15 protein-coding genes are annotated in these 15,986 nt (G+C 66.8%); 13 read left to right on the forward strand and 2 right to left on the reverse strand.

The features are described 5' to 3' along the window. The first annotated feature begins 51 nt into the window (after window positions 1–51). The 6 genes from QNO03_RS13590 (at window position 52) to QNO03_RS13615 (ending at window position 5,910) form a co-directional block, all read left to right on the forward strand. Complete coding sequence (locus QNO03_RS13590) at window positions 52–1,125, forward strand: YhjD/YihY/BrkB family envelope integrity protein (RefSeq protein WP_289603674.1); 1,074 nt, start codon at window positions 52–54, stop codon at window positions 1,123–1,125. A 191-nt stretch (window positions 1,126–1,316) separates the two neighbouring features. Continuing rightward, the gene (locus QNO03_RS13595) at window positions 1,317–1,868 is read left to right on the forward strand and encodes a TRAP transporter small permease (protein ID WP_289603675.1); all 552 of its coding nucleotides are present in this window, start codon (window positions 1,317–1,319) and stop codon (window positions 1,866–1,868) included. Continuing rightward, window positions 1,865–3,139 carry a TRAP transporter large permease gene (locus QNO03_RS13600; RefSeq protein ID WP_289603676.1) on the forward strand — a complete coding sequence of 425 codons (1,275 nt, stop codon included), beginning with the start codon at window positions 1,865–1,867 and terminating at the stop codon, window positions 3,137–3,139. Before QNO03_RS13595 ends, QNO03_RS13600 begins: the two co-directional genes overlap by 4 nt. Before the next feature lie 52 nt (window positions 3,140–3,191). After that, window positions 3,192–4,217 (forward strand): DctP family TRAP transporter solute-binding subunit, encoded by a 1,026-nt coding sequence (locus tag QNO03_RS13605; protein WP_289603677.1) that lies wholly within the window; start codon window positions 3,192–3,194, stop codon window positions 4,215–4,217. A 5-nt stretch (window positions 4,218–4,222) separates the two neighbouring features. Then, a complete protein-coding gene (locus QNO03_RS13610) occupies window positions 4,223–5,218 on the forward strand; it encodes a phosphotriesterase family protein (RefSeq protein ID WP_229946727.1) in 996 nt (331 codons plus the stop codon). Continuing rightward, window positions 5,215–5,910 carry a TetR/AcrR family transcriptional regulator gene (locus QNO03_RS13615; RefSeq protein ID WP_229946730.1) on the forward strand — a complete coding sequence of 232 codons (696 nt, stop codon included), beginning with the start codon at window positions 5,215–5,217 and terminating at the stop codon, window positions 5,908–5,910. Before QNO03_RS13610 ends, QNO03_RS13615 begins: the two co-directional genes overlap by 4 nt. Before the next feature lie 20 nt (window positions 5,911–5,930). Here the strand turns inward: QNO03_RS13615 and QNO03_RS13620 are convergent, their stop codons facing one another. Then, the gene (locus tag QNO03_RS13620) at window positions 5,931–7,298 is read right to left on the reverse strand and encodes an APC family permease (protein ID WP_289603678.1); all 1,368 of its coding nucleotides are present in this window, start codon (window positions 7,296–7,298) and stop codon (window positions 5,931–5,933) included. A 66-nt stretch (window positions 7,299–7,364) separates the two neighbouring features. Here QNO03_RS13620 and QNO03_RS13625 point away from each other — a divergent pair, with 66 nt between their 5' ends. Beyond that, window positions 7,365–8,348: an NAD(P)/FAD-dependent oxidoreductase gene (locus tag QNO03_RS13625; protein ID WP_289603679.1), complete on the forward strand. Its 984-nt coding sequence runs from the start codon at window positions 7,365–7,367 to the stop codon at window positions 8,346–8,348. 22 nt (window positions 8,349–8,370) lie between these two features. Here the strand turns inward: QNO03_RS13625 and QNO03_RS13630 are convergent, their stop codons facing one another. Next, the gene (locus QNO03_RS13630) at window positions 8,371–9,417 is read right to left on the reverse strand and encodes an NAD-dependent epimerase/dehydratase family protein (protein WP_289603680.1); all 1,047 of its coding nucleotides are present in this window, start codon (window positions 9,415–9,417) and stop codon (window positions 8,371–8,373) included. 129 nt (window positions 9,418–9,546) lie between these two features. On the opposite strand from QNO03_RS13630, the gene QNO03_RS13635 reads away from it, so the two are divergent. The 6 genes from QNO03_RS13635 to QNO03_RS13660 all read left to right on the forward strand — a co-directional run bounded on the left by QNO03_RS13635 (window position 9,547) and on the right by QNO03_RS13660 (window position 15,941). Continuing rightward, a complete protein-coding gene (locus QNO03_RS13635; protein ID WP_289603681.1) occupies window positions 9,547–10,605 on the forward strand; it encodes a glutathione S-transferase family protein in 1,059 nt (352 codons plus the stop codon). Window positions 10,606–10,709: 104 nt separating this feature from the next. Further along, window positions 10,710–11,750 (forward strand): FecCD family ABC transporter permease, encoded by a 1,041-nt coding sequence (locus QNO03_RS13640; protein ID WP_502874587.1) that lies wholly within the window; start codon window positions 10,710–10,712, stop codon window positions 11,748–11,750. Continuing rightward, window positions 11,747–12,820 (forward strand): FecCD family ABC transporter permease, encoded by a 1,074-nt coding sequence (locus QNO03_RS13645; protein ID WP_442860222.1) that lies wholly within the window; start codon window positions 11,747–11,749, stop codon window positions 12,818–12,820. The genes QNO03_RS13640 and QNO03_RS13645 overlap by 4 nt, the downstream gene beginning before the upstream one ends. Before the next feature lies 1 nt (window position 12,821). Beyond that, on the forward strand, window positions 12,822–13,736 hold the full coding sequence (locus QNO03_RS13650) for an ABC transporter ATP-binding protein (protein ID WP_289603682.1): 915 nt from the start codon (window positions 12,822–12,824) through the stop codon (window positions 13,734–13,736). 107 nt (window positions 13,737–13,843) lie between these two features. Beyond that, window positions 13,844–14,845 (forward strand): siderophore-interacting protein, encoded by a 1,002-nt coding sequence (locus QNO03_RS13655; RefSeq protein ID WP_229946886.1) that lies wholly within the window; start codon window positions 13,844–13,846, stop codon window positions 14,843–14,845. Between the two features lie 67 nt (window positions 14,846–14,912). Further along, window positions 14,913–15,941: an iron-siderophore ABC transporter substrate-binding protein gene (locus tag QNO03_RS13660; RefSeq protein WP_289603683.1), complete on the forward strand. Its 1,029-nt coding sequence runs from the start codon at window positions 14,913–14,915 to the stop codon at window positions 15,939–15,941. Window positions 15,942–15,986: the final 45 nt, after the last annotated feature.

Here is a 15,986-nt window from a genome sequence, read left to right on the forward strand (position 1 = left end):
AACGCTTACTAATAGCATGGGGGCAGACATCCATCCCCGCAGGAGGCCGAAGTGGCGCAGGACAGCAACAGCAAAGCCGAGACAGCACCGAGTCCGGACGACGCACGCAAACCCGATAAACCCACCGAGGTTTCCAAACCCAACTGGAAATACATCCTCAAGAAGACCGTCCGGGAGTTTTCCAAGGACCAGTGCACCGACCTTGCCGCGGCACTGACGTACTACACCGTCCTGGCGATCTTCCCGGCACTGCTGGCCATGGTCTCCATCCTGGGGGTCGTGGGACAGGGCGAAAGCACCACCAATGCCCTGCTGGACTTCGTTAAGCAGTTTGCGCCCGAAGACGCCGCCAAGGTCATTCAGGGACCCATCGAGCAGCTGACCAACTCCAGCGCTGCCGGCATCACGCTGATCATCGGTATCGTGGGCGCCCTCTGGTCCGCCTCCGGCTTCGTGAAGGCGTTCGGCCGTTCCCTCAACCGCATTTACGAAGTGGATGAAGGCCGGCCCGCCTGGAAACTGCTTCCCACGCAGCTGCTTGTGACCCTGATCCTGGTCCTGATGGCGGCCGCACTGATGCTGATGCTGGTGATTTCCGGCCCGATCGCCGAAGCGATCGGCAACGTCATCGGCCTGGGCAGTGAAGCGGTAACCGTCTGGAACATCGCCAAGTGGCCGGTCATGCTGATCTTCGCCGTGCTGATCATCGCAGTCCTTTACTACGCCACCCCGAACGTCAAGCAGCCTAAATTCCGCTGGATGAGCATGGGCTCGCTGATTGCCCTCGTGATCCTGGCGGTCGTGACCCTTGGCTTCAGCTTCTACGTCGCAAACTTCGGCAACTACAACGCCACCTACGGTGCCATCGGCGGCGTCATCGTCCTGCTGCTGTGGATCTGGCTGGCCAATGTGTCCCTGCTCTTCGGTGCGGAGTTCGACGCCGAGGTGGAGCGCGGCCGCGAACTGCAGGCAGGCATCCAGGCCGAGGAATCCGTGCAGCTTCCCCCGCGTGACACCCGCCAGACGGAGAAGCGCCAGGAGCAGGAAGAGAAGGACATCGAGGAAGGCCGGAAGCTGCGCCAGCAGCACGCCGGCAAGGACTACGACGACCACCTGCACGAGTAGCCCTTAGCGCCAAAGCTCTCAAAGAAACAGAACGCCCCGGACCGAACGGTCCGGGGCGTTCTGCGTGCCGGGGGCGTTCTGCGTTCCGGGTGGGGCGGGAGTTACCAAATTGTGAGTTGTCTCACAATGTATTAACTAGTAAGTTACAACCGATCGGCAGCGCCTGCCGACGTTGTTGACGAAGGAGTCAAGTGCCGGACAAGCAGCAGCCATCACCCGGACAGGGGCGGTGGCAGAAAACCGCGGCGGTTATCACCCGCATTGAAATATTTATCGGCGCCGTCGCGCTTATCACCATCCTGGCAATGGTCTTTATGCAGGCACTGCAGCGCTACCTGCCCGGAGGAGGCTACGCCTGGACCGGTGAGCTTGCCCGCTTTGCACTCATCTGGCTGACCTTCGCCGCAGCCGGCGTGCTGGTGAGCACCAACGGACATATCGCCTTGGAGATCGTGGACGCCATCCCCAACCAGATGGTGGTCCGCTGGGTCCAGGTCATTGCGCTGGTGGTGGTGGCAGCCACCGGATTCGGTCTGACCATCGAAGCCTTCGCGCTCATTGACTCGCAGCAGATCATTAAGTCACCCGTGCTTCGCGTGCCCATGTCCTTCGTCTACCTGCCCGTGCTCCTGGGCGTGCTCAGCCTGACGGTCCGGGCCCTGGTTGCAGCGGTCCTGGTCGCGAAAAACGGCCCGATGCTCACCGAGTACGACAGCGATGAAGCACCGGCGGTGGTCGTATGATGCTCGCCCTCCTCGGCATCGCCATTGCGGTGCTGCTGGTCATCCGTGTCCCGGTGGCTATTGCCTTCCTCGGCCCGTCGCTGGTCTACATGCTGGTGAACGGCCGCTCTCCCGGCAGCGCGCTGCGCGAAGTGGCCAACGCCGCCGACAGCTTTCCGCTGCTGGCTGTACCGCTCTTTATCCTCCTCGGCGCGCTGGCCAACCATGCTGGAATTGCGGACCGGCTGTTCCGTTTCGCCATGGCGGCCTTTGCCTCCGTGCGCGGCAACCTCGGTTATGTGAGCGTCGGCGTCAGCCTGGGCTTCTCCTGGATGAGCGGATCCGCCGTTGCGGATGCGGCAGCGCTGGGCAAGGTGGAAATTCCCGCCATGCTCCGCAACGGGTACAGCCGCCGCTTCGCCACCGGCGTCGTCGCGTCCTCATCCCTCATCGCGCCGGTGATGCCGCCGAGTATCCCGGCAGTCATCTTCTCCGGCCTCGCCGCCGTGTCCACCGGCGCGCTGTTCGCAGCCTCCGTCCTGCCTGCCCTGGCCATGACCCTGGGGCTCTGCATCGTGGTCTACATCCTGGTCCGCCGGCAGCCCAACATCGTCAAGGGCACCTTCGACAAGGCCGAATTCGTTGCCTCACTCAAGGGTGTCGCCCTGCCGCTGCTGGCGCCGATCATCATTCTGGGCGGCATCCTGGCCGGCATCTTCACCCCCACCGAAGCCGCCGCCGTCGGCGTGATGTACATGCTGCTGCTCGGCCTTGGCCAGCGCACCCTCTCCATGGCAGGGCTGCTGGCCGCCATCAAGGAAACCGTCCTCACCACAACCGGCATCATGCTGATCGTGGCCAGTGCGTCCCTGCTGGGCTACATCCTCGCCCGGGAGCGGCTGCCGCAGATGCTCACCGAGGCGCTGTTCGGGTTCACCGACAATCCCACGGTCTTCCTGATCCTGGTGGTCCTGCTCGCACTGCTGCTGGGCACCGTCATCGATGCGACGGCCATTCTGGTGCTTGTGGTTCCGATCCTGATGCCGATTGCCGTGCAGTACGGGGTCAACCCGATTTCCTTTGGTGTACTGCTCATCATCTCGCTCATGATCGGCCTGCTGACCCCTCCGGTGGGCACGGTCCTCTTTGTCACCTCGGCGGTGTCCAGGACCCGGATCGGCGAGGTCTTCCGCGGCTGCCTGCCCTTTATCATCCCGTTCCTGGTCATCCTGGTCCTGATCATCGCCTTCCCGGAAGCGCTGCAGGTGCTTCCCGGCTGGCTGGGGCTCTAGGCCCATGAATCCCCCTACGCACAACCATCCCAAACCGAGAAGAGAGACAACCATGAAGGCACAACGAAGCAAGCACCTGGCCCTGGCCACCCTCGCAGTGCTGCCGGCAATGATGCTGGTCAGCTGCTCAGGCGGAGATTCCGGAGCTGAAGGAGGAGGAAGCGGAGAGGAAGTGGAGCTCACGCTGGCCCACAGCTACAACGAAGACCAGCCGCAGCACCGCTGCGGCGCCCAGGTCATCGCCGACGAGGTTGCGGCGGCGGACGTTGGCGTGACCGTGGAGATCTTCCCGTCCAGCCAGCTTGGCGGCGACGCCGACCGCATCTCCTCCGTTGCGTCCGGGGACATCGATCTCGATATCCAGGGAGCCTCGGCACTGGGCTCGGTCTACGAGCCGATCAGTGTCCTCGACGCCGCCTATGTCTTCGAGGACGCGGACCACCTGGCCGCCTTCATGGCCAGCGACGAGTCGAAGACCGTGGTCGACGGCTTCGCCGAGGCCGCCGGCGTCCAGACCCTGGGTGCCTGGTCAGCAGGTGCACGGCAGTTCACCGCCGGCAAGCCCATCACCAAGCCGGAGGACCTGGAAGGCCTGCGGATCCGCTTCCCCGGTTCCCCGCAGTTCCTGATGAACGCGGACGCCCTGGGTGCCTCCGCCACCGAAGTGGCCTATGAAGAGCTGTACCTCGCCCTGCAGCAGGGCACCGTCGATGGCCAGGAAAACCCGATCACCAACATCAAGGCGCAGAACCTCGCCGAGGTGCAGGACTACCTGAGCATGACGAATCACCAGCTGAACACCAACCTCATCATTGCCGGTCCGGTCTGGAACGAGCTCTCCGGCGACCAGCAGGACGCAGTGAACGCTGCCGTTGAAAAGGCAGTTACAGAGGTGACGACCTGCGTCGAGGAGGACGAAGCGGAAACACTGTCCGCGTGGAAGGCCGAAGGGGCGTGGGAAATCGTGGAGGACGTTGACGTGGACGCCTTCCGCAGCGAGGCCCTCGAGTACCTGGAGTCCGAGTACACCGGAGATTCACTGGAAGTATTCGAAGCCATCCGCGCCACGGCAGAGTAACCGCCGTGCGGTCGACGACGGCGGCGCACACCGTTCCAACCTTTACCGGTGACGTGCCCGCGGACGAGCTCGGGACAACCCTGATCCATGAGCATGTTTTCGTGGGCCATCCGGAACTCGACCTCAACCTGCCCCATCCCGAATGGGATGAGGAGCAGGCGGTCGAGAAGGCTGTGGCCGGTTTCGAGCGGCTTTATGCGCTCGGGGTGCGCACCGTCGTCGACCTCACAGTGCCTGGGCTGGGACGCGATGTTGCCCGGGTGCTCCGCGTGGCGCGGCGCAGCCCGGTGCGGCTGGTCGCGGCCACGGGGTACTACACCGCTGACGGGCTGCCACAGTTTTTCCGGACCCACGGCCCCGGCGGCCTAGTGGACTCGGAGGATCCGTTGGTGGAGCTGTTCCTGCGGGATATCCGGGAAGGAATTGCCGGCACGGATATCCGGGCGGGCATGTTGAAGGTCTTTTCCGATGCCGACGGCATCACTGCCGACGTCGAACGCGTGTTCGCGGCTGCGGCGCACGCCCATTTGGAAACCGGGGTACCGGTGACCACCCACTCGCACGCTCCCTCCCGCGGCGGGATCGGCCAGCAGCAGCTGCTGGCGCGGCTGGGGGTGCCGCTGGACCGCGTAGTGATCGGCCATGCGGGGGACTCCGATGACCTTGACTACCTGATGGCCCTCGCCGACGCCGGATCCTTCCTGGGCTTCGACCGGTTCGGCATGGAGCATGTGGTCTCCGACGCGCAGCGGTTCCGCATGCTGTGGGCACTCATCAGCCGGGGCTACGCTGACCAAATAGTGCTCTCGCATGATGCGGCTTTCTTCAGCAGGATCACCCCGCCGTCCTGGCGCAAGCGGACCGTGCCGAACTGGCACATGGAAAACGTGCATACCCGGGTGCTGCCCCGCCTCCGCGAACTGGGGCTGGACGACGGCGTCCTGGACGCAATGATGATTGACAATCCCCGCCGCCTGTTGGCGCATGCGGGCCACAAATGAAAGACGGTGGAGTTATCGCCAGCGATACCGTGCAGCAGGGCGGAACACTGCGGAAGCGCGACCCGGAACGGACCCGCGCCGAAATTTTGGCGGTATCCACCGAGGTTTTCGCCGCACAGGGCTATTCCGGAGCGCGCGTCGACGAAATTGCGGACCGGACCCGCACCACCAAGCGGATGATCTATTACTACTTCGGCAGCAAGGAACAGCTTTACCTGGCGGTGCTCAAGAAGGCCTACAGCGGCATCCGCGAGGCGGAGCGGGCCATCCAGGTGGACAGCCTGAAACCCACCGAGGCCATCCGGCAACTGGCCGAACTCACCTATGACCACCATGTGCGCCACAGCGACTTCATCCGGCTGGTCATGATCGAAAACATCCACCGGGGTGTCTTCATCCGGCAGATCGACTCAATCCGCGACCTGGCGGAACCCGCTGTCGGCATCCTCGACGAGATCCTGGAGCGTGGGCAGGCCGAGGGAGTCTTCCGCCATGACGTGGATGCCTTTGACGTGCATCTGCTCATCAGCGCGTACTGCGTCTTCCAGGTGGCGAACCAGTACACCTTCGGCTATCTCTTTGGCCGGGACCTGCACGCCCCGCCGCTGAACGGGCATCTGCGGTCGATGCTCGGGGACGTCGTGGCGGCGTGGCTGCTGGCACCGGAGGGAACGCCCCGGCCGGCGTTGTGACGCCGGCCGGGACCCGCGGCTTACTGTTCCTTGCCCGCGTCCTGGGATTTCCGGCCGCGGCGTGGCTTGGCGCCCAGGTTTTTCCCCTTGGCCAGGAACCGCGCGCCGAACAACAGCAGGCCAACGGCCATCAGCGCTCCGGCCCGCAGCCACACGGTGCCGTCCTGCTGGGTCAGCAGCAGCAGGCAGGACGCGATGGCCAGGTACGGCACCACAATGGGGGCCTGGAAGTGCTTTTCCGCTACCTTGTCCCTGCGCAGCACAATGACTGCCACATTCGTGCTCAGGAAGACGAAGAGCAGCAGCAGGACCACGGTCTCCGCCAGGGAGGCCAGCCCGCCGGTCATGGTCAGCAGCATGGCGATGGCGGTGGTGGCGATGATGGCCACCCACGGAGTCCTGCGGTTGGGCAGCACCCGGCTGAAGACGGCGGGAAGCAGGCCCTGCTCCGACATGCCGAAGGTCAGCCGTGAGGACATGATCATGGTCAGCAGGGCGCCGTTGGCCACGGCGATCAGGGCGATCAGGCTGAAGAGCCAGTCCGGAACGCCGAAGCCGGTGGCGCTGACGACGTCGAGCAGCGGGCCTGAGGAACCGGTGAGGTCCTCGGTCGGCAGCGCAATCGAGGCGGCCAGTCCGATCAGGACGTAGACGAGGCCGGCGGTGAGCATGGCGCCGAAAATGGCCTTCGGGTAGACCCGGCGGACGTCCCGGACCTCTTCGGCAACGTTGGCCGAAACCTCGAAGCCGACGAAGGAGTAGTAGGCGATGACGGACGCGCCAAGGACGGCGGTGCCCGGATTCACGCCTACCGGGAACTCGGTGATCTGCTCGGTGTAACCCTTGCCCTGGCCCAGCATCAGGCCGACCAGCACAATCACCAGCACGAGGCCGGAAAGCTCGATCACGGTCATCACCACGTTGCTGCGCACCGACTCGGAAATGCCGCGGGCGTTCAGCAGCGCCACCAGCAGCAGGAACACGATGGCAGCCGGGACCGGCGGCACATCCAGGAACGGGCTGAGGTAGTCACCGGTGAACGCCAATGCCAGTCCCGCGGCGCTGGTCACGCCGGCGGCCAGCATGGCGAAACCGACCAGGAAGGAAATGGCAGGGACCTTGAAGGCGCGCTGGGCGAACACCGCCGCACCGCCGGCCTTGGGATACTTCGTCACCAGTTCGGCGTAGGACGCCGCGGTCAGCAGTGCGAGGACGAGGGCAACCAGCAGCGGCACCCAAATGGCTCCGCCGACTTCACCCGACACTTCGCCCACCAGCGCGTAGATACCGGCGCCGAGGACGTCGCCTAAAATGAACAAATAAAGCATGGGGCCGGTGATGCCCTGCTTGAGTTTGGAGGCAGGCTTTTCCTGCGTGGTTTCTTCCATGGGGAAAAGTCTAGACAACATACTAAGAATGCTGATGATCGCCGTTCGGTCCTGTAAAAATTACGTATGACCAGTTCGAACTCTTCATCACCAGTGTCCGGATACGACGTTGTCATTGTGGGTGGCGGCATGGCCGGCCTCACCGCGGCGCTGGTCCTCGGCCGGGCCCGCCGCCGGGTTCTGGTGCTCGATGCCGGAGCTCCGCGCAACTCGCCCGCCGGCCACGTCCACGGCTTCCCCACCCGTGACGGCATGCCTCCAGCCGAGCTGCTGGAGCTTGCCCGTGACGAGGTCCGCGGCTACGGCGTCGAAGTAACCCAGGCCACGGTTGCCGCCGTCGAACCCGACGGCACCGTCCGGACCGGCGACGGCCGGGAATTCCGCGGGCGGCAGCTGATCCTCGCCACCGGACTGCGGGACGTTCTGCCGGATATCGCGGGCCTGCGGGACCGCTGGGGCCGCGACGTGCTGCAGTGCCCCTACTGCCACGGCTACGAAACGGCAGACAAGGTCCTGGCCGTGCTGGGCACCGAGGAAACGTCCATCCAACAGGCGCAGCTGGTCCGCACGTTCTCCCCGGATGTGGTGCTGGTGCTGCACGCGGACATCAAGCTCAGCGACGAGGATGCCCACGGCCTGGCCTCCCTGGGGATCAAGGTGCTGGACGGCAAGGTCGCGGAAGTTCAGATTGAAAACGATGCCCTGGCCGGCCTGGTGCTGGCCGACGGACGGACAGTGCCCTGCGAGGCGCTGTTCCTGGAGCCGGCGGCCGAAATGGACAAGGGACTCACCGAACACCTGAAAGTGGACGACGACGGCTGCATCGTCACCAACGAGCTGGGCCGCACCAGCCAGGACCGGATCTGGGCCGTGGGCAACGCCACCGACCCCTCGGCGCAGGTGGTGGCCGCGGCGGGCGACGCGTACCGCCTGGCCGTGGTGGTCAACGCCAAGCTGCTAGAAGAGGACCTTGGCCTGGCGAGGGCTTCCGCAGGGGAGGACCCGGCTGCGGGACTGGTGGAAGCCGCATCCCTGCGGGAAGCCGTGTAGACCACGTGCTGTCTGAGTACAGCTAGGCGTGGTCCCGGCGGCGGGGTGCCAGCAGCGGGGAGCCGGACACGCCGTCGCCGGCGCTCATTCCGTCCAGCACATACCGCAGCGATTCGAGCGAGGTCCGGCGGGGCTGCCAGCCCAGCTCTTCCCTCGCCCGGGTGGTGTCCATGACCGGTGCACCGGCGGCCATGTCGATCCAGCCGGGATCGGTGGCCTGCAGATGCGCGGCCCAGGTCAGGCCGACGACGGCGCGCACCAGTTTCACCGGCACGTTCAGGATCCGCTTGGCACCCAGCACCCCGGCCAAAATCTCGGGGGTGATGACCGGATCGGCGGCGATGTTGAACGCGCCTTCGGCCCGCTGGTCCACCACACGCCAGTACGCGTCCGCAATGTCATCGGCGTGGACTGCCTGGAAGACAAACTCGGCGGGCAGCGGGATCAGCGGCAGGCGCAGCTTGTTCAGGACAAACTTGGGGATCACCCGGCCGACGAAATAGCCGGCGATCTCGCTTCCGGCGTCGGAAGAGAAAATCAGCCCCGGACGCAGGCGTGCCACCGCTATCTCCGGGTACTCCAGCTGGAACCGGTCCAGCAGGGCTTCCTGCTCGCCCTTGTGCCGGCTGTAGTGCGAACTGGCGATGCCGCGCGCCGGCCAGGACTCGTCCGTCAGGCGGTCCTTGGGGGCCGGGCTGTACGCCCCCACCGAGGAAGCACAGACAAACTGGCGGACCCCGGCGGCCGCTGCCGCGGCCAGGGCATTCTCCGTGCCCTGGACGTTGACCCGGTGCAGTTCCGCCTCGTCGCGGTTGGGCTGGATGAGCCAGGCGAGGTGGATCACCGCGTCCGCGCCGCGGAGCGCATCGGCCAGCACCTCCACGTTCCCGGTGTCGCCGACGTCGATGGAGTGCCACTCGACGCCGGTGTAGGGAGGCAGCGAGGTGTCCGGAATCCGGCGGGCAATGCCTACAACCTCCAGGTCGCCGCGCTCGATGCGGGCGTCGGCGAGCCGCCGCAGAATGGCTGTCCCCACGTTTCCGGTTGCTCCGATAACGGCTACTCGCATGGCCCAGATCCTTCCGTTGCACTGCTGCCGGCGTTGCAGTCGACTCTACCGCCGCGGCCTTAATTTCCGGCAGCCTCCGGGCCTCTGCAGGCCGCCTGCGGGAGGGCCGAACGCGCTAGTCTGGAGGGCATGACCACTCAGGGATCAGCCCCGGCGGACAGCGCCGCGCACAGCACCATCCGCTCCTATGTCACCGGGGGCACCGAGTACACCCGGGACACGAACTACATTGAAACCCGGATCACCCGTGACGGCCGCGACGGCTACCCCGTGGAGGCGGGCCGGTACCGGCTGGTCGCCGCCCGTGCCTGCCCCTGGGCCAACCGGACCATCATTGTCCGGCGGCTGCTGGGCCTGGAAGACGCCATTTCGCTGGGCCTGCCCGGACCCACCCACGATGCCCGCAGCTGGACCTTTGACCTCGACCCCGACGGGCGGGACCCGGTCCTGGGTATCGAACGTCTGCAGGAGGCCTTCTTTAAGCGGGTCCCCGGCTATCAGCGCGGGATCACGGTCCCGGCCATCGTCGACGTTCCCACCGGTGCCGTGGTGACCAACAACTTCCCCCAGATCACCCTGGACTTCTCCACCGAGTGGAAGGACTTCCACCGCGAGGGTGCCCCGGACCTGCTTCCGGCGGAGCACATGGAGGAGATGGAACAGGTCAACAAGCGGATCTTCACCGAGGTGAACAACGGTGTGTACCGGTGCGGCTTCGCCGGATCCCAGGAGGCCTACGACGCCGCCTATGACCGGCTGTGGACAGCCATGGACTGGCTGGAGGAACGGCTTTCCCGGCAGCGCTACCTGATCGGCGACACCATCACGGAGGCGGACGTCCGCCTGTTCACCACGCTGGTGCGCTTTGATCCCGTCTACCACGGGCACTTCAAGTGCAACCGGAACAAGCTCACGGAAATGCCTGCACTCTGGGGTTACGCCCGGGACCTGTTCCAGACGCCCGGCTTCGGGGACACCGTGGACTTCGAGCAGATCAAGGCGCACTACTACGTGGTGCATGAGGACATCAATCCCACCGGAATTGTGCCCCGAGGGCCGGAGCTGGGCGGCTGGCTCTCAGCGCACGGCCGCGAGGAGCTGGGCGGCCGTCCGTTCGGCGACGGGACTGCCCCCGGACCGGTGCGGGAGGCAGAGCGCGTGGTCCCGGGTCACGGCGCCGGAAACTAAGCGCGGCAGTCCTTCCTATTACGCAACATAAACGTTTCTTAAAGGCCCCGACCATAGGCTAGCCTTACTTAAGAAATTCGCCGTTGCCCTTGGGAGGTGCCTACGTGAGTGTTGCTGCACGCCCAGCCGGCGTTCTCCGCCAGCAAGGCTCCCGGACCGCACCCGCGACCCTCCTTATCCTGACCCTCGCCGTGCTTGCCGTGGCATCCGCCGCGTCCGTCGCCGTCGGTGCCCGGCCGGTGGCCCCCGGCACTGTGTGGGACGCCCTGACCGCATTCGACCCGTCCAACGGCGACCACGCAGTGGTCCTTTCCCGCGTTCCCCGCACGGTCCTGGGGCTGGTTACCGGCGCCGCCCTGGGCCTGGCCGGCGCGGCGATGCAGGGCGTGGCCCGCAACCCGCTGGCCGACCCCGGCATCCTCGGCGTCAATGCCGGAGCGGCTTTCGCCGTCGTGCTGGGCATCTACATTTTCGGCGTTACCAGCCTCAGCGGCTACGTCTGGTTCGCGCTGGCCGGGGCTGCCGGAGCCGCCGCCATCGTCTATCTGGTGGCAGGCGCCGGCCGCGAGGGCGCCACGCCGGTCAAGCTGGCGCTGGCCGGCGCCGCGCTGAGCGCCGGATTGATGTCCCTGCTCACCGCCGTGCTGGTCTCCAGCCAGCAGACCCTCGACACCTTCCGGTTCTGGCAGGTGGGCAGCGTGTCCGGCCGTGACTGGAACACCATCGCCGCGGTGCTGCCGTTTCTCGCCGCCGGGGCCCTGATCACCGTCTTCGCCGGACGCGCCCTGAACGGCCTGGGCCTGGGCGACGACGTCGCCCGCGGACTGGGCCAGCGTGTGGGCCTCAGCCGGGGAATCACCGCGCTGGGCGTGGTGCTGCTGTGCGGTGGAGCCACCGCCGCCGCCGGTCCCATCGCGTTCATCGGCCTGGTCATTCCGCACGTGGTGCGCAGCTTCACCGGCCCCGACTACCGGTTGATCCTGCCCTTCTCCATGCTGCTCGCCCCTGCCCTCCTGGTGACCGCCGACGTCGTCGGCCGGGTCCTGCTGCCGCCGGGGGAGATTCCCGTGGGCGTCACCACCGCCGTGATCGGCGCGCCCGTCTTCATCTGGCTCGTGCGCCGCCGGAAGCTGGCCGAACTGTGAGCGCCGCCGTGGAGACGTCCCGCAGTCCGCGCACCGCCCCCGCCGGTACCGCACAGGCCGTCCGCGCCGCCCGGAAACAAGGACGGCGACGCCGGGTGCTGGTCCCGGCGCTGCTGGCCGCCGCCGTGCTGGTGCTCTTCGCCGTCTACGTCCTGCTGGGCACCTACACCTTCACCATCCCCGATTTCTTCCGGATCCTGTTCGGTGAGCAGATCCCCGGGGCCAGTTACATCCTGATGGAGAGCAAGCTTCCCCGGGCTGTCATCGGCACCCTGATCGGGGTGGCCTTTGGAATAGCCGGCACCGTGTTCCAGACGCTGCTGCGCAACCCGCTGGCCAGCCCGGACATCATCGGCATCAGTTACGGGGCCAGCGCCAGCGCGGTGTGCGCCATCGTGGTCTTCGGCGCCGCCGGCACCACGGTCTCCGTGACCGCCCTGCTCGGAGCGCTGGCCGTGGCCCTGGCCATTTACCTGCTTGCCCGGCGCGGGTCGGCGGCCGGGTACCGGCTGGTCCTGGTGGGGATCGGCTTTGCCGCCGTGATGCAGGCACTGGTGAATTTCCTGCTCACCCGGACCGATATCCGCACCGCTTCCGAAGCCCTGGTGTGGCTCACCGGCTCATTGAACAACAGCAGCTGGGACCGTGCCGCGGTCCTGGCCGTGTTCCTGGTGGTGCTGCTGCCCGCCGCGGCCGTACTCGCCCGCAGCCTGCGCGGACTGGAGCTGGGCGACGACGCCGCTGCCGGGCTCGGCATCCGGGTCGAAACGGCACGGCTGGCCCTGATCATCACCGGCGTCGGACTGGCTGCCGTCGCCACCGCGGCCGCCGGACCGGTGGCCTTCATCGCGTTCCTGTCCGGGCCCATCGCCCGCCGGCTGATGGGCGGGGAATCCACCCTGCTTTCGGCCGGGCTGGTGGGCGCGTGCATCGTCCTGGCTGCGGACTTCGTCGGCGCCAACCTGATTCCCGGAGTCACCCTGCCAGTCGGCGTCGTCACCGGTGCGCTCGGGGCCCCTTTTCTTCTGTGGCTGCTGGTCACGTCAAACCGCGTAGGCCAAGGAGGCTGACATGGAGAACCTGCTTTCCGCTGAGAAGCTGGAGCTCGGATACGACGAGCGCAAAGTGGTGGACTCACTCTCGCTTACCCTGCCCGCCGGCAAGATCACGATCATTGTCGGCGCAAACGCCTGCGGAAAGTCCACACTGCTGCGCGGCCTGGCCCGGCTCCTGAAGCCCACCGGCGGCACCGTCTACCTGAACGGCAAGGACATTTCCTCCGTGCCCAGCCGGCAGGTGGCCCGCACGCTGGGCCTGCTGCCGCAGACCCCCACGGCACCCGAGGGAATCACCGTGGCGGATCTGGTGGGACGCGGCCGCTACCCGCACCAGGGCTGGTTCCGGCAGTGGACCCCCGCCGACGACGAAGCCGTCGCCGCCGCCCTGGCCGCCACGGACACCGTGGACCTTGCCGGCCGGAACGTGGACGAGCTTTCCGGCGGCCAGCGCCAGCGGGTCTGGATTGCCATGGCCCTGGCCCAGGAAACGGACATCCTGCTGCTCGACGAACCCACCACCTTCCTGGACGTCACCCACCAGATCGAGGTCCTGGACCTGATCACCGACCTGAACCGGCGCTCGGGCACCACCGTCGCGATCGTGCTGCATGACCTGAACCTGGCGGCCCGCTACGCGGACCACCTGATCGCCATGAAGGACGGCCGGATTGCCGCGGAAGGCGCCCCGTCCGACGTCGTGACCGAGGAACTGGTGGGCACCGTCTTCGGGCTGGCGTCCCGCGTCATTGCGGACCCCGTCTCGGGAACACCCATGGTGGTCCCGCTTGGACGCCACCACAGCGCCGCTCCGGAGACGGACAAGGAAGAACCGGAACCGGAAGCGGAACAGACGCAGGGGTACCTGCCCAACCCGGGTGACGGCCAGCGCCGCTCCGGCATCAATGAGCCCATGGAGGCAGCATCATGACGCACGTCCGCTCCACATCCGGGGCAGCCGCCGCGTCCGAGGCGCAGGAAACCGGGCCCGCCCGCCCGGCCCGCACCGGCCGCCGGGCCCGCACCGCAGGGGCAGTCATGTCCTTCGACGTCGAGGTCAAGCGGATTGTCCGGCTGGGCTCGAACTTCCAGCGCATCACCTTCGCCGGCCCCTGCCTGGCGGACTTCGGGGTGCAGGGACAGACCCATGACCTGCGGATCAAGGTCATTGTGCCCTGCGTCGACGCCGAGGGAACCTCACTGCCGCTGCCGGACCTCTCCACCCTCGACGCCGGCTGGTACCAGGACTGGTTGAAACTGGATCCGGCCACCCGCGGATGCATGCGCACCTACACCGTGCGCGGCGCACGCTGCTCCGGCCCGGAGCCGGAAATCGACGTCGACTTCGTGCTGCACTTCGATGAAGACGGCAAGGGCGGCCCGGCGTCCAGCTGGGCCGCGTCCGCGGAGCCGGGGGACCGGGTCTGCATCATCGGACCCAACGCCGCCCAGTGCGTCACGGCCGAGTCCTACGGCGGCATCGAATGGCGTCCGGGCATGGCCCGGCACGTCCTGCTGGCAGGTGATGAAACTGCGGTTCCGGCCATGACCGCGATCCTGGAAGCCCTCCCCGAAGACGTCACCGGCCACGCCCTGATGGAAATCCCCTCCAGCGGTGACCGCCAGGAGGTCCGCACCCGGTCCGGTGTCCAGATGATCTGGCTGGCACGCGGCTCCCGGCCGCATGGCGAACTGCTCGACGCCGCCGTGCGGCAGGCAGTGGCGCTGCCCGGCTGGGCATCGGTGGACACCGCCGACGGCGAGCCGTTCCGCCCCAGCCCGGCCCTGCCCGAACCCGAAGACGTCAACGTGGACGAAACCATCCTGTGGGAAACCCCGCAGCGGCTGGACCCGGCCGTGGTGGAAGCTTCCCGGAACCCGCACGCTCCCTCCGGCGCGCTTCCCTTCTACGCCTGGATTGCCGGGGAAGCGGCAGTGGTCCGCGGCCTGCGCCGCTACCTGGTCCGCGACGTCGGGATAGACCGCAAGCAGGTGGCCTTCATGGGCTACTGGCGCAAGGGCCGTGCCGAGCTGACCTAGGCTCCCCGGATTTTTTGCTGTGCCCGGCCCGCCGTTCGGCGGGCCGGTTCTTCTGAGAGGAAAAATAATGAAAAGAGCTCCGATCGCCGCCTTCCTGGCGGTTCCCGCCGTCCTGCTGGCCCTGAGCGGCTGCGGCGCGGACGCTGGGGAGAGCCCGGCATCCGAATCAGGCGAGACGGCATCGGAGAACTTTCCGGTCACTATCGAGTCCGCCCTGGGCGAGGCAGTGATTGAGCAGAAGCCCGAACGGGTAGTCACCATCGGCTGGGGTTCGGCTGACACCGCCGTCGCCCTGGGCACCACCCCGGTGGGCGTCGAGGAGGTTACCTGGGGCAATGACGAGCACGGGAACTACCCCTGGGTGACCGAAGCGATCGAGGAGCGCGGCGATGACCTGCCGGCCACCTTCACCGGCGGGCAGGACATCGACATCGATGCCATTGTCGCCCTGGAGCCGGACCTGATCCTGGCCCCCAACTCCGGCATCACCCAGGAGGATTTCGATGTCCTCAACGAACTCGCCCCCACCGTGGCGTACCCGGAGCAGGCGTGGAACATCAAGTGGGATGACCAGATCTCGCTCATCGGCAAGGCGTTGGGCGAGCCCGACGCCGCAAAGGACGCGGTGGACGGCATCGGACAGTCCCTGGCCGACAGCGCCGCCGAGCACCCGGAGTTCGCCGGAAAGACCTTCGCCTATGTCTGGGGCGGGGGAGCCCCCGGTTCCCTGGTGCTCTACAACGAGGGCGACGCCCGGGTGGACATCCTCACTGCACTGGGCATGACCGTGGCCCCCGAGGTGAAGGACATTCCCTCGAGCGAGGGAAGCTTCACCTCGGACCTGGGACTGGAGAGCGCCGGCAAGCTGAACGACGTCGACGTCCTGTTCACCTGGTACAACGACGAAGCCGAGCAGCAGCGTACCGAAGAGCAGCGGCTCTTTGCGCAGATTCCCGCCGTGGAGCGCGGCTCCGTGGTCCGCAGCCTGGACCGCCAGGTGGGCATGGCCTCCAGCTTCCTGACCCCGCTGAGTGTCCCGTGGGTCCTGGACCGCTTTGAGCCGATGATCGAAGAAGCAGTTGCCAAGGTCGACTAGTTCGACCGACCAACGGATCCCGGCGGAAGCCGGGAACCCGGGAGC

The sequence above is a fragment of the Arthrobacter sp. zg-Y877 genome (genome assembly GCF_030373105.1).
Lineage (GTDB): Bacteria > Actinomycetota > Actinomycetes > Actinomycetales > Micrococcaceae > Arthrobacter_B.

What these genes read in the sequence shown, in the direction of transcription:
- QNO03_RS13615 (WP_229946730.1), top strand. Translation starts at nt 5,215, where the DNA reads ATGAAAGACGGTGGAGTTATCGCCAGCGATACCGTGCAGCAGGGCGGA.
- QNO03_RS13635 (WP_289603681.1), top strand. Translation starts at nt 9,547, where the DNA reads ATGACCACTCAGGGATCAGCCCCGGCGGACAGCGCCGCGCACAGCACC.
- QNO03_RS13605 (WP_289603677.1), top strand. Translation starts at nt 3,192, where the DNA reads ATGAAGGCACAACGAAGCAAGCACCTGGCCCTGGCCACCCTCGCAGTG.
- QNO03_RS13600 (WP_289603676.1), top strand. Translation starts at nt 1,865, where the DNA reads ATGATGCTCGCCCTCCTCGGCATCGCCATTGCGGTGCTGCTGGTCATC.
- QNO03_RS13625 (WP_289603679.1), top strand. Translation starts at nt 7,365, where the DNA reads ATGACCAGTTCGAACTCTTCATCACCAGTGTCCGGATACGACGTTGTC.
- QNO03_RS13630 (WP_289603680.1), bottom strand. Translation starts at nt 9,417, where the DNA reads ATGCGAGTAGCCGTTATCGGAGCAACCGGAAACGTGGGGACAGCCATT.
- QNO03_RS13660 (WP_289603683.1), top strand. Translation starts at nt 14,913, where the DNA reads ATGAAAAGAGCTCCGATCGCCGCCTTCCTGGCGGTTCCCGCCGTCCTG.
- QNO03_RS13620 (WP_289603678.1), bottom strand. Translation starts at nt 7,298, where the DNA reads ATGGAAGAAACCACGCAGGAAAAGCCTGCCTCCAAACTCAAGCAGGGC.
- QNO03_RS13655 (WP_229946886.1), top strand. Translation starts at nt 13,844, where the DNA reads ATGTCCTTCGACGTCGAGGTCAAGCGGATTGTCCGGCTGGGCTCGAAC.
- QNO03_RS13650 (WP_289603682.1), top strand. Translation starts at nt 12,822, where the DNA reads ATGGAGAACCTGCTTTCCGCTGAGAAGCTGGAGCTCGGATACGACGAG.